The organism is Pantoea phytostimulans (assembly GCF_046118715.1).
GTDB classification, from domain to species: domain Bacteria; phylum Pseudomonadota; class Gammaproteobacteria; order Enterobacterales; family Enterobacteriaceae; genus Pantoea; species Pantoea phytostimulans.
The window spans coordinates 2377647-2403452 of sequence record NZ_CP173698.1; the positions used below are offsets into that span (position 1 = coordinate 2377647).

A 25806-nucleotide genomic window follows, 5' to 3' on the forward strand; every position below is an offset into this window, starting at 1 on the left:
ACCTGCAAACCATCACTACCGAAGGATAAGAAAATGACAAAACATCGTATGCGTTTTCTGGCCACGTCACTGTTGCTGCTGGCTGCTCCCGCCATTACCTATGCCGACACGCTTTCTGATATCAAAAGTCGGGGTGTGCTTACCGTCGGCGTGAAAAATGATTATCCACCTTACGGCTACATGGATAACGACGGCAAAACCGTGGGCTTTGAAATCAGCCTGGCGCGCTATATCGCCAACGAATTGTTGGGTTCACCAGACAAAATCAAATTGGTGCCGGTCAACGCGTCGAACCGCATCCAGTTTTTAAACGCGGGTCAGATCGACATGATCATGGCCACGCTGGGCGTGACGCCTGAGCGTGCCAAAGAGATCGACTTCAGTGAAGAGTACGTCTCCGCAGCGGGCCCTTCTATCCTGGCGCGTAAAACTGCGAAATTCACCCAGTGGGAACAGCTGAAAGGCCAGAAAATCTGCGGCATTCAAGGCTCTTACTTCAATAAAACCGTGACCCAGAAGTATGGTCTGCAACTGGTGAACTTTACCGCACTGCCAGAAGCCTATCGTGCATTGCAGGACAACCGTTGCATTGCGATGGTGTTCGACGACATGACGCTGCAAAACAAAACCCATGAGGCGGGCTGGACTGATTACAAAATTGCCGTAAAGCCCTATGAGTTCACCCCAATGGCGGGTGGCGTGCGCAAAAATGACACCGCTTTCCTGGCCGCAGTGAACAAAGCGATCGTGAAAGCCGAAGGCGAAAACAAGCTCATCGAATGGGAAAAAGCGTTCGACATGCCGAAATCGCCGTACCTTGAAAAACGTGCAGAAGCGGCTCGCACAGCGGCGAACTAAGGCCTGACTATGTTTGGACTCGACTATTCCTGGCTGCTGGATCCGGTGTATCAGCAGTGGCTATTTCAGGGGGTGATACAAACGCTGGAGCTGGCAGCGCTTTGCTCACTGCTGGCGATCCTCATTGGTCTGGCAGGCACGCTGGCGCTGACGTTAAAGCTGCCGTGGCTGGATGCCGCCATTGAGCTGTTTGTTGAGCTGTTCCGCAATACGCCGCCGCTGCTGCAAATGCTGTTCTTTTATTTCACGCTGACGCAGATCGGTTTTACGCAGGAGGATCCGCTAACCGGCTTGCAGGTGCCGATGGTCAGCGCCTTTATGTCAGCGGCCCTTTCACTCAGCCTGTTTGGTGGCGCGTTGTGCATAGAAGCCTTTCGATCAGGATTCGATGCTATTCCTAAAGCCACGCTGGAAGCGGCGCGTTCACTCGGCTACTCGCGCTGGGGCCTGTTTCGTCATGTACAGGTTCCCATTGCATCACGCATCTGCCTGCCGCCGCTGACCAATGTGTTAACCAATCTGTTTAAAACCACCTCGCAAGCGTCGGTGATTACCGTACCGGAACTGATGTACGCCGCCGGACAGATTTATAACGACACCTTCCGCACGCTGGAAGTGATGCTGTTGGTACTGGTGATTTACGTGGTGCTGGTGAGTGCGCTGGTGTGGCTGATTGGCTGGGTTGAACGTCGCCTCGCCTACCCAGGATATGGAGGCTAAACATGGACATGCTTTACCAAAAACGCAAAACCCAGACCAAGCAGGCCTTTTTCATCCTGACGCTGCTGGGTTTGCTGTTTAGCATCTTCAACGATCCCGGCGGCGAATGGCATCAGGTTTGGCAGAAACTGCCGCTGCTGCTGACCGGATCGATGCAGGGCTGGCCGCTGAGCGGCGGCTTCGTGCTTAACATCTTTATCAGCATCGTCAGCATGGCGTTCGCCACCGTGCTCGGTCTGTTTCTTGGGCTGGCGATGATGGCGAAACGGCGCTGGTTAAGCCTGCCCGCGCGTGCGGTGATGAACTTTCTGCGTAACGCGCCGTGGTTGGTGCTGCTGTTTTCAATGCTTTATCTGCTGCCTTATCGCGTGGAATTGCTGGGTATTCACTTCACTTTTTCGCCGCTGTTCAAAGCCATTATTGGCTTGAGTTTGCCTACTGCCGCTAACTTCGCCGAAGTGATCCGTGGTGCGGTGAACTCGGTGCACAGCGGACAATGGGAGTCTGCACGCTCGTTTGGTTATAGCCAGTGGCAGATTTATCGCATCGTGATTTTACCGCAGGCGCTGCGCCGCATCATTCCCGGCTGGATGAACCTGTATGCGCTGCTGGCCATTTCCACTGCGCTGGCTACCGTCACTGGCGTGCAAGAGGTCGTTACGCTGCTGCGCACCACGCTGGCAACCGAAAGCGAAAGCACGCTGGTTTATTTCTACGTCACCGTGCTGCTGATGTTCTTCTGCTATTGCTACCCGATCGCCCTGCTGGCGCGTCGACTGGAAAACAACACCAAAGGGGATGCCCTATGATCGATCGCGTTTCGTCCCTGATTGAACTGGACACCATTTATAAATCTTTCGGCAAAACCGAGGTGTTGAAAGGCATTTCGCTGGAGGTCGCCAAAGGCGAAGCGGTCTGCATTATCGGGCCTTCCGGCTCGGGTAAATCCACCATTCTGCGCTGCATAAATGGTTTGCTGCCGATTGATGAAGGCTTTGTGCGCGTGGGTGAACATCGCGTTCATGAGATCAACAGCGAAAAAGCGATGCGCCCGCTGCGTCATCAAGTGGCGATGGTGTTTCAGCAGTACAACCTTTTTCCGCATCGCACGGTACTCGACAACGTGATGATGGCACCGATGCAAGTATTGAAACATGAGCGTGAAGCGGTGCGCGAGCGCGCGATTCGTCTGCTTGAAAAAGTGCGGCTAAGCGGTAAAGAGAGCCGCTATCCCGGGGAACTTTCAGGCGGACAGCAACAACGCGTCGCGATTGCGCGTGCGCTGGCGATGCAGCCGGAAATCATTCTGTTCGATGAAGTGACAGCCGCACTCGATCCAGAAACCGTGAAAGAGGTGCTGAATACTATTCGCGAACTGGTGGATGAAGGGCTGACCTGCCTGCTGGTGACGCACGAAATGCGTTTCGCCCGCGAAGTCTCGCATCGGGTTTGCTTTACCGATGCCGGCAAAATTGTGGAGATGGCGCCACCGGCGCAGCTCTTTGACGACCCGCAGGATGCACGCACCCGCGAGTTCCTCGGTCAGGTGTTGTAACAGTGAAGAGAGAGATCATGTCCGATCAGGCCATTTTTACTGAAGATTTCAAAACCACGCCCTATTGGTGGGACGCTGCGCCACCGGAAACCTGTCTGGATGCGCTGCCTGCCCGCGCAGACGTCGTTATAGTTGGCTCCGGCTTCGCCGGTTTAAATGCAGCCGTTGAGCTGGCGCGTCACGGGAAAAACGTGGTGGTGCTGGAGGCTAATGAACTCGGCAGCGGCGGCAGCACGCGCACCGGCGGCATGATCAGCAGCGGACAAAAATTGGTGGTTGGCGGCGCGATAAAAGGCATTCCACCCGACCTGTTTCAGCACATGATTGCCGACTCCATCGCGTCGTTCGCGTTTATTCAGACGTTAGTGCGCAGTGAGCAGCTGGATGCCGACCTGTTTATCGGCGGACGCTACTTCGGCGCGCATACGCAGAAGCAGCTTGCCAGCCTATATGAAATGGGCGATATCCTGCACCGCGTGACGGGCGTGACGGTACACAAAGTGGATCAGGAAAATCAGGCGGCGATCATCGGCTCACGCTTTTATCACGGCGGCATTCTGGTGGATGAATATGGCGGCGTGCATCCTGGCAAGTACAATCGGGCGCTGCGGGCGCTGGCGCGTCAGCACGGCGCGCAGCTGTTTTCACATGCGCGAGTAAAAAGTGTGAAAGCAGAAGGCGGCGGCAAAGTGGTGTATACCGAACGCGGCACCGTTCAGGCCGAATCGGTGATTTTCCTGACCAACGGCTATACCGAAAAGGACGCCACGCCAAATCTGGCGAAACGCATTGTGCCGGTGAAGAGTTATCAAATTGCTACTGAGCCTTTGCCGCGAGAGTTACTGGAAAGATTGATTCCCAGCGGCAGAATGATCACCGACAGTCGCCGCGATCTCATTTATACGCGCCCTTCCCCGGACGGCACGCGCCTGCTGTTTGGGTCGCGCCCCGGCATAATGGATTGCGATGAGAAAACGGCGGCGATTCGCATTCGCCAACGCATGCTGGCGATCTGGCCAGAACTCGCACCCTATCGTATCAGCCACGCGTGGAGCGGGTTTGTAGGAATGACGCGTGATAAAACGGCTTACGCCGGTGAAATGGACAATGCGCGCTTCGCCGTGGGTTGTAACGGCAATGGCGTGGCGCTGATGAGCTGGCTGGGCTTTCGCGCCGCGCAGAAACTGCTTGGCACCGAACCGCGGCCCTTATCGTTTGAACGCAGCAACTTCCGGCCTATTCCACTTTATAACGGTAAGCCATGGTTTGTTCCGCTGGTCAGCGGATGGTATCGACTGCGCGATGCAATTGATAAGGTACGAGATTAGGTTAGTTGGCGAGTTTGTGCTGGCTGCTCGTGAGTTGGTGCTGGCTGTCCCCCACCTCGGTCCTCCCCCACACGTGGGGGAGGAAGATGCTGCTATATGTTAGTAAGGAAGTAGCTTGTGGCGGTGTCTCCTTACCCACTCGTGGGGGAGGAAGATGCTGCTATATGTTAGTGAGGCAGCGTCTCCTTCCCCCGTCAAAACGGGGAAGGTTGGGATGGGGGACAGACGACGCCTCACGTTAAAGGCGCGACGCTGAGATTAACGACGCCAATCCCTACCGAAATCCGCCATGGAAGCGTAAACTCGTTGATCTCTTTCCAAACCTGCCGGAGGCTGCATGTTTAAGGCACTGGTCATTGAAAATGACGAACAAGGTTACCGTTCACTGCTGAAAGATCTCCCCGAATCACAACTGCCCGATCAAGACGTCACACTCGACGTTAGCTACTCCACTCTGAACTACAAAGACGCCTTAGCTATCTGCAATAAAGGCCCTATCGTGCGTCAATTCCCGATGGTACCCGGCATCGATTTTGTTGGCCGTGTAACCTCAAGCCGCCATCCCGACTGGCAACACGATGACGTTGCGTTACTCACCGGTTGGGGCGTTGGAGAAAAATATTGGGGCGGGCTGGCGCAAAAAGCCAGCGTATCCGGCGACTGGTTAGTGCCGCTGCCGAGCACGCTAAGCCCTTTGCAAACCATGGCGATCGGCACCGCAGGTTTTACCGCAATGCTGTGCGTGCTGGCGCTGGAGAAACAGGGCGTTAAACCCGATCATGGCCCGGTATTGGTGACAGGTGCCAGCGGCGGCGTGGGCAGCTTCAGCGTCAACTTGCTGGCTCGACTCGGTTTTAACGTCATCGCGTCCAGCGGTCGCGCCAGCGACGAAGAGTATTTGATCACTACACTCGGCGCATCGTCAGTTATCGATCGCGCTGAACTGGCAGAGCCCGGCAAACCGCTGGCTAAAGAGCGCTGGGCGGCGGCGATTGATAGCGTCGGCAGCCATACCTTAAGCAATGTGCTAGCCGCAACTCAGCGCGACGGCGTGGTCGCCGCTTGCGGCATGGCGCAAGGTCTGGATCTGCCCACCAGCGTGGCGCCGTTTATCTTGCGCGGCGTCACCTTAGCGGGCGTTGACAGCGTAATGTGCCCTAAAGCGCTGCGCCAGCAGGCGTGGCAACGCCTTGGTGAAATCCTCGACACCACGCAGCTCAGCAAATTTACCCACGTCATTCCGTTGAGTGAAGCGCGGCAAGGTGCGCACGATCTGCTGGAAGGTAAAGTGCGCGGTCGGTTGATTGTCGATTGCCGCTGAGGCTTTGCGGTTGCCCACATATTGCTGTTAACCCTTCACAGCAATAATGGTTTCGTAAAAATGCGCCTGAATGTGGCGCATTTTTCTGGCTTCAGCGGGAAGGTTGAAGGCGTTTGATTAAACCGTTGATAGCAAACAGCGCGCCCTGCTCCATCACCTCTTTTGGTTCGCCGTCAAATTGCTGACATTCCGCGTAGATGTCGCCGTTCGCCAGTTTCCAACCGACCCAAATGGTGCCTGCGGGCGTGCCATCTTCGCCCCCGTCAGGTCCTGCATAGCCGCTGATGGCCAAACTAACGGGCTCTTTGGACCGATCGCAGGCCCCCTGCGCCATCTCGCGTACGGTGTGTTCACTCACCGCGGTGTATTGTTCAAGCACCCTTTCGCTCACACCCAGCAAACGCACTTTTGCGCTCTCGCTATAGGTGACAAAACCGCTGGTATAAAAGTTGCCGCTGTTTTCAACCGCCGCCAGCGTCATGCTGATGAGACCGGCAGTACAAGATTCTGCGGTGGCAAGATGCAGACCAGAAGATAATAAAATTTTACCTAACTTTTCAGCAGCCTCGTTTAGCGTATTCGCCATCGTTTTCTCCCTGTTTATTGACTGTTTATTGACTGTTTAGAGAAAAGTATGGCTGAAAAAAACAGTTGGCAGCTAAGACAAGGTAATGTTTTATAAGCGAAACGGCCTAAACCCGCAGCTGAATATGTGGTCGTCCACTTTCAGCATGTGGCGTTACCTGTAATTCGGCCTGATACCAGCGCATCAGTGTTGCTTCCGTCATCACCTGCTGCGGTGTGCCCTGCGCCACTAATTTGCCCTGATGCAGCAGCAAAATACGATCGGCCCACAGCGAAGCCAGATTGAGATCGTGCAGCACGGTGCAGACGCTAAAGTCACCTTTGCGCGTGAGTTTATGCAGCAAGCGCAGCGTCTGCTGCTGCCAGAACAGATCCAAGGCCGAAGTCGGCTCATCGAGAAAAAGCCAGCCTCGCGGCGCGCCATCCTGCCACAGCTGCGCCAGCACGCGCGCCAACTGCACGCGCTGCTGCTCCCCGCCGGAAAGCTGACGATAATCGCGCTGCGCCAGCGCATCACACCCGGTCAACATCATCACCTCTGCAACAATCGCAGCCGACTGCGTTGATGGCCAGGGCGCGCGACCCATTGCCACCACTGACGCCGCCGATTGCGAAAAGGTCATGGTGTTTTGCTGACGCATTACCGCGCGTCGTCGTGCCAGCTGCTCACGCGGCCACTGATCTAACGGGCGATCGTCAAGGCGGCATTCCCCATGATCCGGGGACAGGAAACCGGTTAACAGGCGTAACAACGTTGATTTCCCCGCGCCATTGGGGCCGATTAGCGCCACCATTTCACCGGCGTTAAGCGTGACATCCAGATTATCGATCAGCATCCGTGTGCCGCGCGCAAAATGCAGTCCACTAGCCTGAAGCTGCTTCATCATTCCGTTCCTCGCTGCTGGCGCAGGATCAACCAGAGAAACCAGGGTCCACCAATCAGGCTGGTCAGTAATCCCACCGGCATTTCAGCGGGGATCACCACCGTGCGCGCCAGCGTATCCGCCAGCAGCAACAGAATACCGCCTGCCAGCGCCGAGCCCGGCAACATCCAGCGGTGATCGTTGCCCAGGCAAAAACGCATCACATGTGGCACCACTAAGCCAACAAAACCGATAATCCCGCTGACCGATACGGCGGTGCCAACCAGTAACGCGCTGAGCACCAGCAGTTGGCGCTGGGTGCGTTTGACATCAATACCCATGTAATGCGCATCTTCTTCACCCAGTTGCAGCAAGTTGAGGCGACGCGCACGCGTCTGCAGCAGCAGCAGCGCTGGCACAATCAACAGCGCACAAACCAACAACGAAGGCCACTGCGCCTGACTTAAACTTCCCATGCCCCATAGCGAAAGCTGACGCAGTTGCTGATCGTTGCTCAGCCATGAAAGCACGCCGACCGCTGCACCACACAGGGCATTAATGGCAATGCCGACCAGCAGCAACCGCGACAAATTGCCGCGCGCCAGACGACTAAAGCTGAAGATCAGCAGCGTCACCAACAGGCTGCCAAGAAACGCAGCGACTGTCGGGAGCCACATCGCTAACATTGCTGGCAGCGCCAGCGGGATGACGATGGCTAGCGCCACCGCTAAACCCGCGCCGCTGCTGATGCCAAGCAATCCGGGATCGGCCAACGGATTGCGAAACAGCCCTTGCATCACTGCACCCGATACCGCCAACGCCATACCCAACAGCACCGCCAGCAACACGCGCGGCAAACGAATGTTCAGCCAGATTTGCCAGCTGATGTCGCTGAGCGGCGCTTGCCACAGCGCACGCAGCGACAGCGACATGGCACCGAGATTCGCCGCAATCACCATCGCCACCAACATGCTGATCAGCATCAAGAGCAGCCAGCGCAGATTAATCATGCCGGATGGCTTCTGCCGCACGGCGCAATTTGACAATAGCCTGCGGCGTATCCAGACCAAAACCCAGCAGCGCCATGGTATCGATCACCAGCAGGTTGTGGTGCTGCCCGGCGGGCGTTAGTGCCAGCCCTGGCAGCTGCCACAGTTTCTCTTCGTTGCCGAACGCTTTCAGTCCATCATCCCCAATCACCACTAAATCGGGCGCAGCAGCGACCACGCCTTCCTGTGACAGCGCCTGATAATGCGGTACTGAAGCCATGGCGTTCACCAAGCCCGCACTGCGAATGGCACTATCTGCAGCAGTTTGATTACCCGCCGCCAGTGATTTCATGCCGCTGTTCGCCATGATAAAGAGCACTTTGACCGGTAATGTCTGTTGCGGAAGTTGCGCCAGCTGCTTCTCAACCTGTGCTTCCAGGGTTTGTGCCTGAGCGTCACGATTCAGCGCTTTGCCAATGGCAGCAATCTTCTTCGGAATAGCTTGCACGCTGTTTTCGCCGGTTATCTCCACCACTTTCACACCCGCTTGCTCTACTTGCTGCAACACCAGCGAAGGCTTAGCCAGCTCACTGCTTAACACCAACGTCGGTTTCAGCGCCAGAATGCCCTCGGCGTTGAGCTGGCGCATATAGCCGATGTTCGGCAATCTATTCGCCTGCGCCGGTTGCTGGCTGGTGCTGTCGCGGGCGATCAGATTTTGCTGAGCATCCAGCGCATAAACGATTTGTGTGACGTCACCGCCAATCGACACCACCCGCTCCGCCGCAAACGAGGGAAGCGCCACCAGCACCATCAATAACAGCGATTTCATGCGCCGTCTCCTGCCGCACGCAGCGAGTTGACCTGCTCACGCCAGCGCGCCTGCTCCGGCGTGCCTTCGCTGCGCTGACCATACAGCTGCGCAATTTGCGTGCCGTCGGCGGCGAACAGTTCCAGACTTGTGACAAAACCATCGCCGCTGGGTTTGCGTGTTACCCAGCTTTCGCTAATGTGGTTTTCCATCAGGTGCAGCGTAAATTGCGGATTGAAGATGTTGATCCAGTTTTCCATTGGCATCAGTTTTTCTACAACGCCGGTAAAGATCTGAGTGCAGCCGCGATTGCCGACAAAAATCATGATTTCATTGGCATCCTGCAACGTCAGATTCAGCACTTTCGCCAGCGCATCATTGCTGACTTGCCAGGCGAGATCGTCACCCGCAGCGCGGAATGCCTGCTGGCGCGAGACGTTGTGACGCTTCAACAGGCCAAAGAATTGATGCACGTCAGTCATCGCGCGCCATTCGTTGTCGATAGCTGCTGCATCAACGTTGCGATTGCGTTCCGCAGCCGTAAACGGCTGAACACTAATCGGTGCGCTATTTTCTTGAGCAAAATTCGCGATCAATGCCTGCCACGCGGCTTTGTCGCTGTTGTCTGTCATATAGACTTTCAACACGGCATCGCCGTGGCGATCAAAGATCTGAATGCTTTGGCGTTCGCCATGCGCAGTTTGCTCACGCAATGCGAACGCGCTCTGCCACTGCGACGGAAACAGGCGCAAATCCAACGCGCGTGGATTAAGAACCAAACCACCGTGACCGCCTAAATGCAGATTTTTATATTCTCCGAGATGCTCATGTACCGCATATTCATTGCGGGTGATGCTTTTGGTTTCACCGACCGCTTCCAGCGTAGCCAGCAGCGCCGGGAAATCACTTTTTATCGCCTGCGCGTCGTGCCCGATACGCGCTTCGCAGAGCTGTGCTTCGCTGATGCCCATCAGCGCTGCCAGATCGCGGGCATACTTCTTCGGCTGTTCACCCTTCAGGGCTAAATAGTGTTGGTAAGTCTGGTTCATTGCGCGTTGTTCCCATGAATGAGCCCTGCTTTATCGCAGAGCTAAATTATTATCAGAAGTCGACGTTAACACCCAGTTGGAAGGTGCGGCCTGGCATCACCGCCAGCGATTGATCGTTGCGATCCTGCTGTGAATCACTGGTCAACTCACGGCTGCTGAGGTAATCCCAATATTTACGATCGGTGAGGTTATAGAGGCCGCCGCTCAACTTAACGTTTTTAGTGACGTTCCAGTACGCGGTCATATCCACCATGCCATAACCCGGCACACGCATATAATCAGTGCTGGAATCCGTTATGGCGTTACCCGTATTGGTGAAGCTTTCCCGGTTCGTCGCTGTCGCTTTCTTGCCTTTCACGAAAGTAGCGGTGACTGCCGCACCATAACCGCGATCAACGTCATCCCACGCCAGGCCAACGATGGCTTTCATCGGCGCTACGCTCTCCAGATCGACATAACGGTCGCCAAGGTAGCTCGACTTCGCTGCGCCTTGGGTGTAACCGAAGGCCAGATTGGCGCTCAGACCATCGACCTGCTGGAACCAGGTGCCGAAGTTAATTTTGCTACTGATTTCTGCACCGTAAATGTATGCCTTATCGCGGTTCTCAGCTTCATAAGTGGTGTAGATGTTGCTCGGTACATTAACGAATTTATCGGGATTGCCTGAACGGGTGTAACGGGTAAAGGCAATGAAGTTTTTATAGTCGTTATAGAAGGCAGCCGCGTTGATGCTGACGCCTTCGGTCAACAGACCTTTCACGCCCCATTCGTAGTTATTGCTGGTTTCGGTTTTAAGATCGGGATTACCTATCAACGCATATTGCGCTGTGCCGGCATAGCTGGAACCCAGGTTCCACGAACCATACAGCTGGGTGTCATTCGGGAACTGCGCGCCACGGCTATATTGCAGATAGGTCATTAGCGTTGGTGTCAGATCATATTGGAAAGCAATTGACGGCAGAACCTGTGTATCGGTGTTCGCAGATCCGTACAGCGCTGACACGTCTGAGGAGTCGAGCGCGCTGCTGTTGGTGGTCAAGGTGGAGACATCTCGCGGCTTGGTGTTCTGGTACATCACACGTACGCCCGGAATCACCGCGAAATTATGACTGTCGAAGTCAACGTTGATCTTATCCTGTACGTAACCGCCCACCGTGTAGCTACGGCTGTTGGCCTGCGGCTGCATGATCACACTATAAACACTTGGCGTAGGCGATTGGCGGAACGGACGTTCGGTTTCGATCAGACGTGCGTTAAGGCCGCCGCTCAGTTCATGACGACCTATACTCTTCGCCAGCCGCGTGTCAAAGCCGTAAGTATCGCTGTTGTAATCGGAGTAAACCGTTTGATAGGCGCTGGCGCTCGACGGCATGTAGGTGTTGTCATGCGCTTCAGTTTTCTGCCAGTAAACGCGCGTGATCAGGCTGTCGATAACATTATTATACGGCGTGTATTCATCACTCAGGCTCGCGCCGAAACGGCGCGTGTCACTTTGCTGCTGCGCAGTGCCCCAAACGGTATTACCGGATGTATCCCAACTGTCGTAATGCGAATGATTGGTTTTGTGGTAGTAATCCAGCGTCGCGCTGAGTTTGTGCTCATCATTGGGTTGCCAGATGCCGGAAGTCATAAAGGCATCGGAATGCCAGTTCGCTGGGTAAGCGTCAAGCTCGCCGCTGTTGTTTTCGGTTTCCTGCCCGTCGCGACGGCTGTAAACGAAAATACCGCGCAGCTCATCATCGCCCGCCGCAGCGGTAATGCCGTTGTGCCAGCTACGGTTCGAAGAGTCATAATCGCTTTGGTAACCGAAGTAGGTTTCCTTACCCGGACGCAGGTAATCATCCGCTGTTTTGTTGCGGAAAGAGACATTGCCGCCGATTGAGGTGTTGGGTTGATCGACCGCCGTTGCGCCCTTTTCAATGTCGATGCGGCCAAACATGTAGGGATCAATGTAATCACGACCGATGCCAAAGCTGTCAAGGCCGGCGCGTCCAACATAGCTGCGTCCGGTGGCTTGCGGCAGCGGAATGCCATCTACGTCCAGACCTACACGGTTACTTTCCAGCCCACGAATGTTGTAACCCGTATAACCCGCGCGGTCGAAACCACTTTTTCCAGCAGACGAACCGCCGCTGGAGCCGGTTGCGCTGATTAGCGGTTCGTAACGCATGATAGAACCAAAGTCGTTTGCGCCACGCTGACGCAGCTCTGCCGCAGAGAGCGAGATTTTGCTGCCCGCCCGTTTTTCGTCTTGGGGTGCGTTAACGGTCATTACCGGTTCGCTGCTGCTGCTTTTGCTGGCTGAAAGTGCAAGAACCGAAGGATCCGAGCTGGCGGCGTAGCCGCAGGCTGTATGAATTGCAGAGGCGATCAGCGCCGTTTTAAACAGCCGCTGTGGCGTAATTCCCTGAAAAAGTAGTGACATGAGCGCGAAAGTCCTGATTAATTGTTAGTATTCGCTCACACGCTTGCAGACAGTATCAAAAGATGGCTTCGCACAATAAAGCCATAAAAAAATTGAACTTATTTTTAGGTATGAATTATTTGCCGAGAATCTAATGCAAGTGGTAATCATTATCAATAGCATTTACATTAAGAGGGTTCTTACAGCGCACATTTTGTTAATCTGCACTTCTAAGTGAATAATCAACATCTTATTGAGGTAATCCCCATGACGCCGAAACCGACCATCGAAATACATTACTGCACGCAATGTAACTGGCTAATGCGTTCAGCATGGATGGCGCAAGAGCTGCTGCACACGTTTGCCGACGATCTCGCGTCGGTGACGCTGAAACCAGGCACTGGCGGGATATTTGAAATTAAGGTCGATAATTTTTTGTTGTGGGAGCGCAAGCGCGATGGTGGCTTCCCCGATGCTTCAATGCTGAAACAGCGGGTGCGCGATTACTGTTTTCCAGAACGCTCGCTGGGGCACGTTGACAGGAAAAAGCCTGACGCCAACGCATAACATTGAGGTGAATGAGAAGATTTACTTAGTGCAGCGCTAAAAACAGAGAGATCACAACCAGACGTGTTAATCAGCTGGTTGTGATTTTTTTTGCCGCTTCGTTGAGGGTTGAAATGATGCTCTGCAACGTCTCTTCTGAAATATCTTCCTGCGAAAGACGACTATTTAACGCCGCTTTCATCTGATGGATCGCCTGATCAACATCAGGAATAGAACGATTATTCACCAAAATCGCCAGCGACGTTAAGCGTTCAATCAGACTAGCGATATGCTCGCGGTTCTCTTCCAGCAATACACGTCCGGCCGCCTTTAACGCATAAGCTTTACGTGATGCCTGCGCATCAACCACGCGAATGGCGTCCATCTCTTCCAGCAGCGTCAGGTTCGGATAAATAATGCCGGGACTGGGGGAATATTCGCCTTTGGACAGTTCCTCAACTGATTTAATCAGTTCGTAGCCGTGCGCGGCATTCTGCCCAAGAAAGTGCAGCATCAACAGGCGAATATCACTGGCATCCAGCATTTTTTCCCGACGTTTACGACGCCCGCCACAGCTTCCTGAACGCGGTGCGCTGTCGCGATGACATGAGAATGCTGAGTCCTGTTTCATTGCCTGCCTGGAGATGGGGAAAAGGAGGTTGATAGTAGTCTGCCGCCTGGCAAAATTCAACACAGGCGGCGGGGAGCGCTACTTCTGGTGCCAATAGGCAACGGCGCGTACGTAAGCGGGATCGATACCGCGATCTACAGTGAAATAATCACTGAGCGTTTTGACGAAATTGCCTTCACCGGTCAGCCAGATGAAAGACTCATCCTGCGGAATAGCGATATTATCCAGCGCGGCGATCAGCGTGCCCAGGTTTTCACTTTGCATGGTGCCGTTACCGAGCCAGCTGACATTCACCTCGGCCAGATCCGGCAGATAACCGCGCCCGGTTTGCTCGTCGGTGTAAGCGAAAAGATGCAGCGCTTCAGCCTGCAGATCTTTTTTACGACGCTTAAAAGCCGGTAAACCGGTTTCGTCACAGACATAAAGCTGGAAAGCGTAATCCGTTGGAACCACCAGCGAACCACGCGGGCCGCCCATGATTAGCGTGTCGCCAACGTTTGCTCGCGTTGCCCAATCGCTGGCGACACCGCTTTCATGAATATAAAAATCGATAGTGAGGGAAGATTCACCATCAAACTCCAGCGGCGTATAATCACGCGCCGGAGGACGCACGCCCTCTTTCCATACGATGCCTTCATCAGTCATCTGCGGCAGCGCTAACTCGCCGCTACCCGCTTCAGGGAAAAAGATTTTGATGTGATCATCAAAACCGGGCGAGTTAAAGCCAGCCAGATCGCTGCCACTAAAAACGATGCGCCAGAAATGATTAGCGACCTTGGTTTTACTCGTCACGGTGATGTGGCGAAAACGTAATTCGTTGCGCACGCGCTGTGGCGCACGACCTGGGATCTCTTTCTTGTTATCTCGCAAAATTCAGCTCCTGTCACGATGCAGATTGTCAGCGCCACAGCGCATTACACCGCTAGCCACCGCAACCCATTTTCCGGTTATGAAATCAAAATCATTCTCATCTAACGCCAGTAAGATAGCTATGATATATCTTAACCACAATGACGAAAAATGCGATCGGCACGCCTAAAACATATTTTATGAATTGGGAGAAGCGCAATAAAAGGTGTGAAGTGACGCAGGAAGAGGCGTCTTAAAGAGAGGAGGAGAAGCGCGTCGAAGTACAGAAAAAAAGTACAGAAAAGCGGGTCAGAAAGCCTGATTTACGGCTCGCTAATAACAGATGAGCGCGTAACAGGACTCAGGTAAAAGCCGTTCATGCGTTTGTGCCTGAAGCGGAGCTTAAAGCACATATCACGTTTGCACGCGCGCGTGTTCTGTCAGATTAAAACGTATCGGCAAAACCTGCTGTAGCGGGATTACCCTGACTGTGTTGCGGCAACTGACCATCACCCAGAATTTCATGCTGAGTACCCTGCGAATGCGGGTGCAGCCCAGCAGGCGGATTAAAAGGTTCAGCCATCTGCGCCATAGCAAGAGCTGGGATGGCAGAAAGCGCCGTAACAAGGAACAACATTGAGAGTCGCATAATTGAGGTCTTTATCATTTTTAGCCGGAAGCGGCCTGAATTGCAGATGAATATTCCAGCCCTGAAGGATGGTTGCCCGATGAATGCGCAACGTCAGGGTTTCAAGAGAGGATTTTACGCCAGAATCGGCGATTTTTTTATAAAATCGTGCGGTTAGTCACAGATTACCGCACGAATTATGCATTTAGTCTTTTGTTACCGGAATGGCGAACACGCCGATCAGCCAATCTGGCTTGGAGGCTTTAAGATCTAAACGCAGCAAATCTTTACCCGGACGGCGCGCCACACCCAGTGCTGGCAGGTGCAGGTAATAAATATCGGAGATAAAACGCGTGAGCTGTTCCGGTGTACCACTCCAGCGGATCATCGCATACAGGCCGCGATTCGCCGTCCAGTTCACGACTTGCGAACTCAGCTTTTCAGCATGCTGACTTTCCAGGGCTTGAAACAGACTGATATGTTGCTGTTCAGCGGAAGAATTGCCCGGGCTGTATTGAAAACCGAGCCAACCGCGTTCGACATATTGCCCAGCGAAACGGACAAAATGCCGCGCCTGCTCGGCAACACGCTGCTCGCTGTCGTGAATGTAATCGCCAAACTTACATTCCCATTCCACCACTTCACCACACAATTGCAGATCGTCTTCACGCATCACCAATTCAGCCTGCTCAATGGGTGAACGCACCGGAATGCGACCGTGGAAATGCTTCACCGGCAGATCGGGAATACGGCGAAATGCACCTGGCGTGACGGAGAAATGGTTCTTGAATACGCGAGTGAAATTCTGCTGATTATCAAAACCAAAGCGCACCGCAATGTCGATCAGCGGCATCCGGGTTAAACGCAGCGCCATTGCAGACAGGGTTAAACGGCGCTTGCGCGTATAAGCCGCCAGCGTTTGTCCGGTCATCTCTTTGAACATGCGCTGCATGTGCCATTTAGAGTAACCAGATTTCAGGGTAATCAGATCGATGTTGAGATCGTCGGTCAGATTCGCCTCTATCCAGTCCACCAAATCGTTGATGTACTGTTTCTTAAGGGTCAGGCTGAGCATGGTGGTTTACGTCGAAGTGAGTTGTACTGCGAGATTCGTCACAAAAGAATAACAAAAACGTATAAAGAATGTAAGGAAGGGTAAAGAAACCGTAGGCTTCTCAAGCATAAATCGCATTAATTGCTTAGGGTACTAATTAAAAAAGGCTGGCAGAGCCAGCCTTTACAGCAGAGTTCGTTTAATGACTTCGCATACCTGCCGCTGTCATCATCATACGAAACAGTGATGCCACCACACCAAGTGCCAGCACGCTTGCGCCGTAGATGATCACCAGCCACATTATACGTTTCCACCATGGGGCTTTCGTCTCATTGTGGGTTTTCGTGCTGCTGACCTCGGTTTGCATATCAATGGTATCCTTCGTCTGCTTTGATTTTCCCGCGGAACACGTAGTAGCTCCAGAAGGTGTAACCCAGGATCATTGGAATGATCAGCAGGCTACCCACCAGCATAAATGCCTGGCTTTGCGGCGGTGATGCTGCCGCCCAGATGGAGACCGACGGCGGAATAATGTTTGGCCAGATGCTGATGCCTAAACCGGAGAAGCCCAGGAAAACCAGCGCCAGCGTTAACAGGAACGGCGAATAGTGCGCTTCACGCTTGATAGCCCGCATGATGCCCCATGAACACAGCAGCACCAGCACTGGAACGGGCAGGAACCAGAACAGATTCGGACGGCTGAACCAGCGATGCGCGATATCGGCATGCGAGAATGGCGTCCACAAGCTGATAATGCCCACAATCACTAACAGCGTAATCACCAGCGGTGTCGCCAGTGCTGACATCTTACGATGCAGCTCGTTCTCGGTTTTCATGATCAACCACGTGCAGCCCAGCAGCGCATACGCCACCACTAAGCCCACACCACAGAACAGCGGGAATGGCGCGAACCAATCCATTGCTGAACCGGCGAAAGCGCGGCCTTCAACCGGAATGCCGTTCAGCATCGCGCCGACTGCTACGCCCTGACTAAAGGTGGCCAACAGCGAACCGGCGATAAAAGATTTATCCCAGAACGCGCGATGCTCTTCGATTGCCTTGAAGCGGAATTCAAACGCCACGCCCCGGAAAATCAGGCCAATCAACATGGCAGTCAATGGAATCGACAACGCATCGGCAATCACCGAATACGCCAGCGGAAACGCGCCGTACAGGCCCGCGCCGCCCAACACCAGCCAGGTTTCGTTACCATCCCAAACCGGTGCAACGGTGTTCACCATCATGTCACGCTCAACCGGATCTTTGTTGAACGGGAACAGAATGCCGATACCGAGATCGAAGCCATCCATCACGATGTACATCAGCGTGGCGAAGACGATAATCGTGAACCAGATAATAGAGAAATCGATCATCTTAGAGGTCTCCTTCCTTATGCGTTGCTGCAGACAGCGGACGCGCAGGGGTTTTCTTCTGACCCGGACCACCGTGTTCAACCACGTGACCTTCGCCAGTAATCGGACCCTGTTTAATCAGACGCATCATGTAGTGATAACCGACACCAAATACCGAGCAGTAGACCACGATGAACGCCAGCAGGCTGATACTCATATGCAGGTCGCCATGCGCGGAGACCGCATCAATGGTGCGCTGCACGCCGTAAACCACCCAAGGTTGACGACCAATTTCTGTGGTGAACCAACCGGCTAATATGGCCAGCAGACCACTCGGCCCCATGAACAGGGCGAACCACAGGAAGGGACGCGACTCATACAAGCGACCTTTAAAACGCAACCACAGGCTGACCACGCCAAGCGTAATCATCAGCAGCCCCATCGCGACCATCACGCGGAACGACCAGAAAATCACGGTGGAGTTCGGACGATCCTCTTTCGGGAAAGTCTTCAGCGCCGGAACCTGCTTGTCCAGGCTGTGCGTCAAGATCAGGCTGCCAAGATAAGGCACTTCCAGCGCATATTTAGTGCGCTCTTCTTCCATATCCGGGATGCCAAACAGGATCAGCGGCGTGGCTTCGCCTGGCGGGTTTTCCCAATGGCCTTCAATGGCAGCGATTTTCGCCGGTTGATGCTCCAGCGTATTCAAGCCGTGCGCGTCACCGATCATCGCCTGAATTGGCGACACAATCAGCGCCATCCACAGCGCCATCGAGAACATTTTACGAATGGCTGGATTATCATTTCCTTTCAGCAAATGCCACGCAGCCGAAGAGCCAACAAAGAAGGCGCTGGCAAGGAATGCCGCTGTAGACATGTGCAACAATCGATACGGGAACGATGGGTTAAAGACAATCTTGAACCAGTCTTGCGGGATCACAATACCGTTTTCGATGATGTAACCCTGCGGCGTGTGCATCCAGCTATTAGACGCCAATATCCAGAAAGTGGAGATAATGGTGCCGAGTGCAACCATGCAGGTGGCAAAGAAGTGCAGGCCCGGACCCACGCGGTTCCAACCAAACAGCATCACTCCAAGGAAGCCCGCTTCAAGGAAGAATGCGGTTAATACTTCATAGGTCAGTAACGGACCGGTGATACTGCCCGCGAACTGCGAGAAGCCGCTCCAGTTAGTCCCGAACTGATACGCCATCACCAAACCGGATACCACGCCCATACCGAAGTTCACGGCAAAGACTTTGGACCAGAAATGATAGAGATCGCGATAAGTTTGATTACGGGATTTCAGCCACATACCTTCGAGCACTGCCAGAAAACTGGCCAGGCCGATGGTGATGGCGGGAAAGATAATATGGAAGGAAACAGTAAATGCGAACTGTATCCTGGCCAGATGAAAGGCATCTAATCCAAACATTGCTTACCTCTTTGCCACATAGAACACCATATATTTACTTATAATTAACAAGTTAAGCACAATGTAAATATTTCACATTGCGCTTAATTAAATTTCCGCCGCGAAATGTAGAACACTTCGCCTAAGAGAAACAGAAACAATCGGGAGAGCAAAAACTATAACAGTCTTTTTTGATTTTGGTCATTGTTTTTCGCGGCAATTATCTATTTAAAAACAAGGCGCAAAAGTTAATTCAAACACCTTTATGTGACATAAATGTTATATCAAATAGCAGCAAAAACGCTGATTTCGCAAAGAAAAGCTTAGGAATAAAAATCATGACAACATCCTGTTTTTACGGTTTATTCTGGTATAAACCTTGTCAAAAACAGGGGCTTAATCGTAGAGCTTGTTATGCAAAAATCCTATTTTTTAATGCGTTAGACAGATTTCCACTTCAACCAGCGCCTTAGCCTTTTTTTAGGTGCTTAAGGTTAATTTGCCACGATTATAAAGGGGTGCGGAATGAGCCAATTCATACGCTTTCAGCAAACGGCTAATGTTAATAAATTGAGTTTATTTCCTTTACTAAATTAACAGATTAGTTTGTAAAGAAGCTTATTGGCGCGTAGCAGATAAATCCACCTGGAAATAGCCAATAAAAAAATTTGCGTGAGCGATCACGTTATTTTCACCTACCGTTACGTTAATTACATTTAACCCGATGAGTCATCCCGGTTGCCTCAGCTGACAAGCTGTGCTTTGTTAAAGCGGCATCGCCTCCTGTTAATCTGGGTTAAGGAATTGTTATGACACGTCTAACAGCACAAGATTTCCCTCAGGAATTACTCGAACTCTACGATTACTACGCACACGGCAGAATCAGTAAACGCGAATTCATTTCTATGGCAGGCAAGCTGGCGATTGGCGGCATGACTGGCGCTACGCTGCTCGGCATGATGAGTCCTAACTATGCGCTGGCCAGTCAGGTTGAATTCACCGATCCCGACATCAAACCGGAATACATTCACTACCCTTCGCCGCAAGGTCATGGTGAGGTGCGCGGCTATCTCGTGAAACCGGCCAATGCCAAAGGCAAAGTGCCTGCGGTGGTTGTGGTGCATGAGAATCGGGGATTGAATCCCTATATAGAAGACGTGGCGCGCCGTGTGGCGAAAGCGGGCTATATTGCGCTGGCACCGGATGGATTGAGTTCGCTAGGCGGCTATCCAGGCAATGACGATGAAGGCCGAGAAATGCAGGCCAAAGTGGATCCCACCAAATTGATGAACGATTTTTTCGCCGCGATCGATTTTCTCATGCACCACCAGGAAGCGACCGGGAAAGTCGGCATCACCGGATTTTGCTACGGCGGCGGTGTGTCAAATGCGGCAGCGGTGGCCTTCCCGGATTTAGCCTGTGCCGTACCGTTTTATGGTCGTCAGCCCAAGGCTGAAGATGTGCCACGGATCAAAGCGCCGCTGCTGCTGCATTACGCTGAGCTGGATAAGAATATCAATGCTGGCTGGCCTGCGTATGAAGCCGCTTTAAAGCAGAATGACAAAGTCTATGAAGCGTATATTTATCCCGGCGTGAATCACGGTTTCCATAATGATTCAACGCCACGCTATGACAAAGCCGCAGCGGAGTTAGCCTGGAGCCGAACGCTGGCGTGGTTTGAAAAGTATCTGCACTAAACCTCATGCTTGATTTCACGCATGCGCGCTGTGGAAGCAGCGCGCATTTATCGATTCTCACCACTGCCCTGCTCTTCACATTGCATCCGCTTATCGGTCAATTAATTCTCGCGCTGCGCCAGAATGCGACTGAGATTCTCCTCCAGCCAATCGGCAAGTCCGGTGACTTGCGCTTCGACTTCACGCCCCAGCGGCGTAAGGCGATATTCCACGTGCGGCGGCACCACTTCGTAAGCAATACGCTCAACAAAGCCATCCTCTTCCATATGACGCAGCGTCTGCGACAACATGCGTTCACTGACGCCACCCACGGTGCGCCGCAGTTCGCTAAACCGCAGCGTTTCCTTTTTCAGTGCCAGCAAAATCAGCACGCTCCAGCGACTGGTAATACGCTTTAACACCTCACGGGAAGGGCAATTTACGTTTAACAGCGCACCACGGTTAAATTTTTCACTTAGCTTTTCAGACATTTAATCTGTTCTCTTGATACTAACAATTAGGTAAGTACTTACTAAAAGTTAGCTTATCTCGTAGGCTGTTTTTCACCAACAGCAAAATTAAAGGGAATACCAAAATGATTGCAATAACAGGCGCGACTGGCCAATTAGGCCGTTTAGTGATTGAAGCATTAGTGAAGAAGATTCCTGCCGGACAGCTGATTGCCGCCGTACGCTCACCGGAAAAAGCCGCTGACCTCGCCAGGCAAGGTGTGCAGGTGCGCGCAGCCGATTACAATAAGCCAGAGACGCTGGTTGCCGCGTTTGCGGGCGTTGAAAAACTGCTGCTGATCTCTGGCAGCGAAGTCGGCCAGCGTGAAGCTCAGCATAGAGCGGTGATCGATGCGGCCAAAACCGCAGGCGTAAAATTCATTGCCTACACCAGCCTGCTGCATGCCGATAAATCGCCACTGGGATTAGGTATTGAGCACCGCGCTACCGAAGCCTTATTACAGGCTTCAGGCGTGCCGTTCGCGCTGCTGCGTAACGGTTGGTACAGCGAGAATTACGCCGCAAGTATTGCTCCGGCGCTGGCACACCATGCGTTTATCGGCGCAGCAGATAGAGGCCGCATCGCGTCGGCATCACGTCAGGATTATGCCGAGGCCGCCGCAGAAGTCATGCTACGCGACGATCAGGCCGGTAAGGTTTATGAACTGGCTGGCGATGATCATTATACGCTGGCACAGTTCACCGCAGAGATTGCGGCACAAAGCGGCGAGAAAGTGGATTACATCAATCTGCCACAAGCGGAGTTTGCTGACGCACTCAAAAACGCAGGCTTACCAGAAGGGCTGGCTGATATGCTGGCGGATTCTGACGCTGGCGCAGCGCAAGGCGGTTTGTTCGATGATTCCCATACGCTGAGTAAACTGATTGGTCGCGCAACCACCCCTTATCAAGATGTGATTCGGGCAGCGATGAAAAAATGAGTCAGTGCGATGTTCCCTTTCGTGGGAACATCGTGCTTAATAGCATTATTCCTCTTCAGCTTTCCCCATGCTGAACAATTGGCCTCATTACACACTGATAAATGACATCGCCTAAGCACTTAATTTATTGCATTCGTCGCTTCGTATGCCACGTTATGCACCCTTTTTTAGGCTGTAAAACTTGTCTAAATGTTAATAAATACCCATTTTTGTCAGACTAAACTGATTTCTTTAGTTACCTAAGAGATTCATCTGAAATGCATTTTTTGTGAACCACCGCATATTTAGTTGATATGGCTATAATTTATGCAAAAAAACCGATTAATAGACAATTTTTATTACGTTCATAGGCAATCTGCATTGTTGTTTGGCAGGTTGAGAGGTCTATAATTTTCTCTTTATGCAAACCGGACTGCTCTGGAGGCCGCTATTAATACTAATCGCCAGCAACTCAATGCATTCGAAGAAGTTCGTGCAGGTGCGGACGTTGAGTATCTATACGATCCCCATGAACTGAAATTGGACGGCATGCAAGATTCTGAACCAGAGCCCGAGCTGATCGAAGGCTTACCGGCTCCAGACGCGCTGACGCCAGCAGATCGCTACCTTGAACTGTTTGAAAATGTTCAGATGTCGCGCATTTTTGAAGATAGCAAAACCTTTCCTGACTGTTCGCCAAAGTATGATCCGCTCGACGTGCTGATGCGCTATCGCCGTCAAAAACGCAGCAGCGACTTTGACCTGTCGCGTTTCGTGGCCGATCACTTCTATTTGCCAGGCGTTAACGAGAGCTTTTATGTCTCGAACCCTGACAAAACGCTTAACGAGCACATCGATGATTTATGGCCGGTGCTGACCAAAATGCCGCAGCAACACATGCCGCATTCCTCACTGCTGCCGCTGCCAAAACCTTATGTCGTGCCAGGCGGACGCTTCGGTGAAACTTACTATTGGGATTCCTATTTCACCATGCTGGGCCTGGCGGAATCAGGTCGTGACGATTTACTGCGTCACATGGCGGATAACTTTGCCTGGTTAATCGACAATTACGGCCATATTCCCAACGGCAACCGCACCTATTATCTCAGCCGTTCTCAGCCGCCGGTATTTGCGCTCATGGTTGAGCTGTTTGAAGAAGATGGTGTGCGAGGCGCAAAGCGCTATCTTGAGCAGCTGATGAAGGAATACCACTTCTGGATGGATGGCGCGGGTGAGCTGATGCCAAACCAGGCTTATCGTCATGTGGTGCGCATGCCAAACGGTTCATTGTTGAATCGTTACTGGGATGACCGCGACACGCCGCGTGACGAGTCGTGGATTGAAGACGTGGAAACCGCGCGTCAGTCAAAACGTCCGGCAAGTGAGGTTTATCGTGACCTGCGTGCTGGTGCCGCATCCGGCTGGGATTACTCTTCGCGCTGGCTGCGTAATCCAAAACGTCTGTCAAGCATTCGCACCACGCAATTTATTCCCATTGACCTCAATGCGTTTCTTTACAAGCTTGAGTTGATGATTGCCACGTTATCGCACGCCAAAGGTGAAGAGTTAACTGCACTCGCCTGGCAAAAGAAAGCTGAGGCGCGTAAACGTGCGATTACCCGCTACTTGTGGGACAGCACCGCAGGCGTGTTCCGCGATTATGACTGGCGACGTGCGCGCTTCGGTGCTTTTACCGCGGCTTCTGTGGTGCCGCTGTTTGTTGGCCTTGCTACGCCGCATCAGGCGCATCTGCAATCTATCGCCCTGCGCCAGCTGCTACTGAGTAATGGTGGATTATTAACATCTATGGTCGACAGCGGTGAGCAGTGGGATGCACCCAACGGTTGGGCTCCCATGCAGTGGATGGCGGTGGTTGGCTTAAATAACTACGGCGAAGAGACCCTTGCCAGCGAAATAGCGGTGAACTGGCTAAACACCGTCAATAATTTCTATCAGCTACACCATAAGCTGGTTGAGAAATATGATATCAGCGGCGATCGTGCACGTCCTGGTGGCGGCGGTGAATATCCTTTGCAAGATGGGTTTGGCTGGACCAACGGCGTTACCCGCCGCTTGATGGTGATGTACGGCCACTTAATGGCGGATTAATCGTTGCGCAGCGAGTTATCTGCTGCGCGGCAAAGCTTATGAGAAAACGGCGTTTAGTGGATAGAGGACCCTCCCCTATTATCGCCTGAGGCTTAGTAACTCATAAGGATGCATCATGACCCGCCTTAACGCTCTTGGCGGCGCCCTGTTGGTCGCCGCCTTGTTTTCCTTTCCACTCCACGCCGCAGAACAAACCCTACGTATCGGTTATCAAAAATCATCTACCTTGCTGACGCTGATTAAACAGCGTGGCGAGCTGGATAAATCTCTTGCCAGCCAAGGGGTAAAAGTCAGCTGGCATGAATTCTCTAGCGGCTTACCGCTACTCGAAGCGCTCAATCTGAATAATGTTGATTTATCTGCTGATGTCGCCGATACCGTACCGGTTTTTGCGCAGGCGGCAGGCGCTAATCTGACGTATTACGCCCGCGAAACACCCTCACCAGATGCGCAGGCGATTTTGGTTCCGGCGGATTCATCGATTAAAACACTGCAGGATTTGAAAGGGAAAAAGATTGCTGTCACCAAGGCGGCAGGCAGCCACTATTTGCTGATCGCTGCGCTGAATAAAGCGGGTTTGAAATTCAGTGATGTTTCCCCCGCTTGGTTAACGCCTGCTGATGGGCGGGCTGCAATGGAAAATGGCAGCGTCGCAGCTTGGGTAACCTGGGAACCTTATGTGACCAGCGCGAAGGCTGAACAGCATGTGCGGGTATTGACGAGCGGCAGAGGTTTGGCGAGTTATCAACGCTATTATCTGGCATCGACAGAGTATGCTAAAGCGCATCCTGCCGTGTTAAATGCTGTCTATAACGCGTTGGAAACCCAAGCTGAATGGCTGAAAGCGCATCCTGCTGAGGCAGCGAAACTGCTGTCACCGCTGTGGGGAAAATTACCGATATCAACCGTAGTACAAGCCAATGCGCAGCGTAGTTATCACATCGAGCCAGTAAAATCAGCCGATCTGGCAGAACAGCAAAAAATTGCTGACGCTTTTTATCAGGCGAAGCTGCTGCCAAAACCGATCGACACGCAAGCGGTTAATACCTGGCAGCCCGCCTCGCCTTAATCTATTTGCCGGGGATGCTGATTAAACGCATCTCCAGCCTTTCAAACTTATTTCTTCGCTTCTACTCCCGACTGTGACGAGCGCAGTAAAAACTGCTGCGTCACATCAGGCAGATGCGTATAAAGCCATTCCGCCATCGCGATTTCCTGCTCACGAATCTGCGTCAGGATAGTCACGCCTTCCGCATCACCGACATGCTCTGCAGCGGCAATCAGGCTGGTGTAGCTAGCGATTTCGAAATTCTCAAACACATAGCCACTGATACCGCCTTTAACCACTTCATCTGGCGTGGTCATGCCGCCCACGGCTTGGCCAAATGCAGCCATTTTGCCCATGGCATCTTTAAGGGTGGAGTTGTGGATATCATGGCGATCCAGCAGCTGCTTGAGCAGGCTCTGCTGTTGTTTGGTTTCCTCAATGTGTTGGACAATACGCTGTCTCAACTCAGGATAATGCTCAAGGCGATCGGCCATTTTATTGAGCATGCTTTCCGCTTGCTCTTCCATGGCATGCGCATCGCGTAGCCAGTCATGATAGTGCTCTTCTGGGGATGTAGACATGGTCTC

The 25806-nt window shown here is 52.8% G+C and carries 26 protein-coding genes; 11 read left to right on the forward strand and 15 right to left on the reverse strand.

Annotated elements, in window-relative coordinates:
- The first annotated feature begins 33 nt into the window (after positions 1–33).
- The 6 genes from ACF2G4_RS11045 to ACF2G4_RS11070 all read left to right on the forward strand — a co-directional run bounded on the left by ACF2G4_RS11045 (position 34) and on the right by ACF2G4_RS11070 (position 5782).
- Positions 34–858, forward strand: a complete 825-nt coding sequence (locus ACF2G4_RS11045) for a transporter substrate-binding domain-containing protein (protein ID WP_215845644.1) — start codon at positions 34–36, stop codon at positions 856–858.
- A gap of 9 nt (positions 859–867) precedes the next feature.
- Entirely contained in the window at positions 868–1578 is a 711-nt protein-coding gene (locus ACF2G4_RS11050; protein ID WP_409074821.1) for an amino acid ABC transporter permease, read from the forward strand.
- Between the two features lie 2 nt (positions 1579–1580).
- Complete coding sequence (locus ACF2G4_RS11055) at positions 1581–2387, forward strand: amino acid ABC transporter permease (protein ID WP_243078991.1); 807 nt, start codon at positions 1581–1583, stop codon at positions 2385–2387.
- Positions 2384–3133 carry an amino acid ABC transporter ATP-binding protein gene (locus ACF2G4_RS11060; protein WP_243078990.1) on the forward strand — a complete coding sequence of 250 codons (750 nt, stop codon included), beginning with the start codon at positions 2384–2386 and terminating at the stop codon, positions 3131–3133. Before ACF2G4_RS11055 ends, ACF2G4_RS11060 begins: the two co-directional genes overlap by 4 nt.
- A 17-nt stretch (positions 3134–3150) precedes the next feature.
- Positions 3151–4461, forward strand: a complete 1311-nt coding sequence (locus ACF2G4_RS11065; protein ID WP_409074822.1) for an NAD(P)/FAD-dependent oxidoreductase — start codon at positions 3151–3153, stop codon at positions 4459–4461.
- Between the two features lie 337 nt (positions 4462–4798).
- The gene (locus tag ACF2G4_RS11070) at positions 4799–5782 is read left to right on the forward strand and encodes an MDR family oxidoreductase (protein ID WP_215845642.1); all 984 of its coding nucleotides are present in this window, start codon (positions 4799–4801) and stop codon (positions 5780–5782) included.
- Positions 5783–5873: 91 nt separating this feature from the next.
- Here the strand turns inward: ACF2G4_RS11070 and ACF2G4_RS11075 are convergent, their stop codons facing one another.
- The 6 genes from ACF2G4_RS11075 to ACF2G4_RS11100 form a co-directional block, all read right to left on the reverse strand.
- Positions 5874–6368 carry a CinA family protein gene (locus ACF2G4_RS11075; protein ID WP_215845641.1) on the reverse strand — a complete coding sequence of 165 codons (495 nt, stop codon included), beginning with the start codon at positions 6366–6368 and terminating at the stop codon, positions 5874–5876.
- A gap of 106 nt (positions 6369–6474) precedes the next feature.
- A complete protein-coding gene (locus tag ACF2G4_RS11080; RefSeq protein ID WP_409074823.1) occupies positions 6475–7254 on the reverse strand; it encodes a heme ABC transporter ATP-binding protein in 780 nt (259 codons plus the stop codon).
- Positions 7251–8240 carry a FecCD family ABC transporter permease gene (locus tag ACF2G4_RS11085; RefSeq protein WP_409074824.1) on the reverse strand — a complete coding sequence of 330 codons (990 nt, stop codon included), beginning with the start codon at positions 8238–8240 and terminating at the stop codon, positions 7251–7253. The genes ACF2G4_RS11080 and ACF2G4_RS11085 overlap by 4 nt, the downstream gene beginning before the upstream one ends.
- Positions 8233–9051, reverse strand: coding sequence for a hemin ABC transporter substrate-binding protein (locus tag ACF2G4_RS11090; protein ID WP_409074825.1), 819 nt, complete (start codon positions 9049–9051; stop codon positions 8233–8235). Before ACF2G4_RS11090 ends, ACF2G4_RS11085 begins: the two co-directional genes overlap by 8 nt.
- On the reverse strand, positions 9048–10079 hold the full coding sequence (locus ACF2G4_RS11095; RefSeq protein WP_409074826.1) for a hemin-degrading factor: 1032 nt from the start codon (positions 10077–10079) through the stop codon (positions 9048–9050). The genes ACF2G4_RS11090 and ACF2G4_RS11095 overlap by 4 nt, the downstream gene beginning before the upstream one ends.
- A 52-nt stretch (positions 10080–10131) precedes the next feature.
- Positions 10132–12504, reverse strand: coding sequence for a TonB-dependent receptor domain-containing protein (locus tag ACF2G4_RS11100; protein WP_409074827.1), 2373 nt, complete (start codon positions 12502–12504; stop codon positions 10132–10134).
- A gap of 246 nt (positions 12505–12750) precedes the next feature.
- On the opposite strand from ACF2G4_RS11100, the gene ACF2G4_RS11105 reads away from it, so the two are divergent.
- Positions 12751–13050, forward strand: a complete 300-nt coding sequence (locus ACF2G4_RS11105) for a SelT/SelW/SelH family protein (protein WP_409074828.1) — start codon at positions 12751–12753, stop codon at positions 13048–13050.
- Positions 13051–13120: 70 nt separating this feature from the next.
- Here the strand turns inward: ACF2G4_RS11105 and ACF2G4_RS11110 are convergent, their stop codons facing one another.
- The 7 genes from ACF2G4_RS11110 to ACF2G4_RS11140 all read right to left on the reverse strand — a co-directional run bounded on the left by ACF2G4_RS11110 (position 13121) and on the right by ACF2G4_RS11140 (position 18978).
- Positions 13121–13660 carry a PadR family transcriptional regulator gene (locus tag ACF2G4_RS11110; protein ID WP_409074829.1) on the reverse strand — a complete coding sequence of 180 codons (540 nt, stop codon included), beginning with the start codon at positions 13658–13660 and terminating at the stop codon, positions 13121–13123.
- Between the two features lie 78 nt (positions 13661–13738).
- Positions 13739–14530 carry a siderophore-interacting protein gene (locus tag ACF2G4_RS11115; RefSeq protein WP_409074830.1) on the reverse strand — a complete coding sequence of 264 codons (792 nt, stop codon included), beginning with the start codon at positions 14528–14530 and terminating at the stop codon, positions 13739–13741.
- Between the two features lie 424 nt (positions 14531–14954).
- Positions 14955–15158, reverse strand: coding sequence for a hypothetical protein (locus ACF2G4_RS11120; RefSeq protein WP_215845634.1), 204 nt, complete (start codon positions 15156–15158; stop codon positions 14955–14957).
- A 184-nt stretch (positions 15159–15342) separates the two neighbouring features.
- The gene (locus tag ACF2G4_RS11125; protein ID WP_332624859.1) at positions 15343–16212 is read right to left on the reverse strand and encodes a helix-turn-helix domain-containing protein; all 870 of its coding nucleotides are present in this window, start codon (positions 16210–16212) and stop codon (positions 15343–15345) included.
- Positions 16213–16390: 178 nt separating this feature from the next.
- Complete coding sequence (locus ACF2G4_RS11130; RefSeq protein ID WP_243078980.1) at positions 16391–16558, reverse strand: DUF2474 domain-containing protein; 168 nt, start codon at positions 16556–16558, stop codon at positions 16391–16393.
- Between the two features lies 1 nt (position 16559).
- Positions 16560–17564 (reverse strand): cytochrome d ubiquinol oxidase subunit II, encoded by a 1005-nt coding sequence (gene cydB / locus ACF2G4_RS11135; RefSeq protein ID WP_409074831.1) that lies wholly within the window; start codon positions 17562–17564, stop codon positions 16560–16562.
- Position 17565: 1 nt separating this feature from the next.
- Positions 17566–18978 (reverse strand): cytochrome ubiquinol oxidase subunit I, encoded by a 1413-nt coding sequence (locus tag ACF2G4_RS11140; RefSeq protein WP_215845630.1) that lies wholly within the window; start codon positions 18976–18978, stop codon positions 17566–17568.
- A 788-nt stretch (positions 18979–19766) separates the two neighbouring features.
- On the opposite strand from ACF2G4_RS11140, the gene yghX reads away from it, so the two are divergent.
- Complete coding sequence (gene yghX / locus ACF2G4_RS11145; protein WP_215845629.1) at positions 19767–20654, forward strand: YghX family hydrolase; 888 nt, start codon at positions 19767–19769, stop codon at positions 20652–20654.
- 101 nt (positions 20655–20755) lie between these two features.
- Here yghX and ACF2G4_RS11150 read toward each other — a convergent pair whose 3' ends face one another.
- The gene (locus tag ACF2G4_RS11150) at positions 20756–21124 is read right to left on the reverse strand and encodes a helix-turn-helix domain-containing protein (protein ID WP_215845628.1); all 369 of its coding nucleotides are present in this window, start codon (positions 21122–21124) and stop codon (positions 20756–20758) included.
- A gap of 104 nt (positions 21125–21228) precedes the next feature.
- On the opposite strand from ACF2G4_RS11150, the gene ACF2G4_RS11155 reads away from it, so the two are divergent.
- From ACF2G4_RS11155 to ACF2G4_RS11165, 3 genes are all read left to right on the forward strand, one after another.
- Positions 21229–22083: an SDR family oxidoreductase gene (locus ACF2G4_RS11155; RefSeq protein WP_409074832.1), complete on the forward strand. Its 855-nt coding sequence runs from the start codon at positions 21229–21231 to the stop codon at positions 22081–22083.
- 429 nt (positions 22084–22512) lie between these two features.
- On the forward strand, positions 22513–24171 hold the full coding sequence (locus ACF2G4_RS11160; protein ID WP_215848219.1) for an alpha,alpha-trehalase: 1659 nt from the start codon (positions 22513–22515) through the stop codon (positions 24169–24171).
- A 115-nt stretch (positions 24172–24286) separates the two neighbouring features.
- Positions 24287–25240: an aliphatic sulfonate ABC transporter substrate-binding protein gene (locus ACF2G4_RS11165; protein ID WP_409074833.1), complete on the forward strand. Its 954-nt coding sequence runs from the start codon at positions 24287–24289 to the stop codon at positions 25238–25240.
- Positions 25241–25287: 47 nt separating this feature from the next.
- Here ACF2G4_RS11165 and ACF2G4_RS11170 read toward each other — a convergent pair whose 3' ends face one another.
- Entirely contained in the window at positions 25288–25800 is a 513-nt protein-coding gene (locus tag ACF2G4_RS11170) for a ferritin-like domain-containing protein (RefSeq protein ID WP_215845626.1), read from the reverse strand.
- Positions 25801–25806: the final 6 nt, after the last annotated feature.

What these genes read in the sequence shown, in the direction of transcription:
- ACF2G4_RS11045 (WP_215845644.1), top strand. Translation starts at nt 34, where the DNA reads ATGACAAAACATCGTATGCGTTTTCTGGCCACGTCACTGTTGCTGCTG.
- ACF2G4_RS11050 (WP_409074821.1), top strand. Translation starts at nt 868, where the DNA reads ATGTTTGGACTCGACTATTCCTGGCTGCTGGATCCGGTGTATCAGCAG.
- ACF2G4_RS11055 (WP_243078991.1), top strand. Translation starts at nt 1,581, where the DNA reads ATGGACATGCTTTACCAAAAACGCAAAACCCAGACCAAGCAGGCCTTT.
- ACF2G4_RS11060 (WP_243078990.1), top strand. Translation starts at nt 2,384, where the DNA reads ATGATCGATCGCGTTTCGTCCCTGATTGAACTGGACACCATTTATAAA.
- ACF2G4_RS11065 (WP_409074822.1), top strand. Translation starts at nt 3,151, where the DNA reads ATGTCCGATCAGGCCATTTTTACTGAAGATTTCAAAACCACGCCCTAT.
- ACF2G4_RS11070 (WP_215845642.1), top strand. Translation starts at nt 4,799, where the DNA reads ATGTTTAAGGCACTGGTCATTGAAAATGACGAACAAGGTTACCGTTCA.
- ACF2G4_RS11075 (WP_215845641.1), bottom strand. Translation starts at nt 6,368, where the DNA reads ATGGCGAATACGCTAAACGAGGCTGCTGAAAAGTTAGGTAAAATTTTA.
- ACF2G4_RS11080 (WP_409074823.1), bottom strand. Translation starts at nt 7,254, where the DNA reads ATGATGAAGCAGCTTCAGGCTAGTGGACTGCATTTTGCGCGCGGCACA.
- ACF2G4_RS11085 (WP_409074824.1), bottom strand. Translation starts at nt 8,240, where the DNA reads ATGATTAATCTGCGCTGGCTGCTCTTGATGCTGATCAGCATGTTGGTG.
- ACF2G4_RS11090 (WP_409074825.1), bottom strand. Translation starts at nt 9,051, where the DNA reads ATGAAATCGCTGTTATTGATGGTGCTGGTGGCGCTTCCCTCGTTTGCG.
- ACF2G4_RS11095 (WP_409074826.1), bottom strand. Translation starts at nt 10,079, where the DNA reads ATGAACCAGACTTACCAACACTATTTAGCCCTGAAGGGTGAACAGCCG.
- ACF2G4_RS11100 (WP_409074827.1), bottom strand. Translation starts at nt 12,504, where the DNA reads ATGTCACTACTTTTTCAGGGAATTACGCCACAGCGGCTGTTTAAAACG.
- ACF2G4_RS11105 (WP_409074828.1), top strand. Translation starts at nt 12,751, where the DNA reads ATGACGCCGAAACCGACCATCGAAATACATTACTGCACGCAATGTAAC.
- ACF2G4_RS11110 (WP_409074829.1), bottom strand. Translation starts at nt 13,660, where the DNA reads ATGAAACAGGACTCAGCATTCTCATGTCATCGCGACAGCGCACCGCGT.
- ACF2G4_RS11120 (WP_215845634.1), bottom strand. Translation starts at nt 15,158, where the DNA reads ATGCGACTCTCAATGTTGTTCCTTGTTACGGCGCTTTCTGCCATCCCA.
- ACF2G4_RS11125 (WP_332624859.1), bottom strand. Translation starts at nt 16,212, where the DNA reads ATGCTCAGCCTGACCCTTAAGAAACAGTACATCAACGATTTGGTGGAC.
- ACF2G4_RS11130 (WP_243078980.1), bottom strand. Translation starts at nt 16,558, where the DNA reads ATGCAAACCGAGGTCAGCAGCACGAAAACCCACAATGAGACGAAAGCC.
- cydB (WP_409074831.1), bottom strand. Translation starts at nt 17,564, where the DNA reads ATGATCGATTTCTCTATTATCTGGTTCACGATTATCGTCTTCGCCACG.
- ACF2G4_RS11140 (WP_215845630.1), bottom strand. Translation starts at nt 18,978, where the DNA reads ATGTTTGGATTAGATGCCTTTCATCTGGCCAGGATACAGTTCGCATTT.
- yghX (WP_215845629.1), top strand. Translation starts at nt 19,767, where the DNA reads ATGACACGTCTAACAGCACAAGATTTCCCTCAGGAATTACTCGAACTC.
- ACF2G4_RS11150 (WP_215845628.1), bottom strand. Translation starts at nt 21,124, where the DNA reads ATGTCTGAAAAGCTAAGTGAAAAATTTAACCGTGGTGCGCTGTTAAAC.
- ACF2G4_RS11155 (WP_409074832.1), top strand. Translation starts at nt 21,229, where the DNA reads ATGATTGCAATAACAGGCGCGACTGGCCAATTAGGCCGTTTAGTGATT.
- ACF2G4_RS11165 (WP_409074833.1), top strand. Translation starts at nt 24,287, where the DNA reads ATGACCCGCCTTAACGCTCTTGGCGGCGCCCTGTTGGTCGCCGCCTTG.
- ACF2G4_RS11170 (WP_215845626.1), bottom strand. Translation starts at nt 25,800, where the DNA reads ATGTCTACATCCCCAGAAGAGCACTATCATGACTGGCTACGCGATGCG.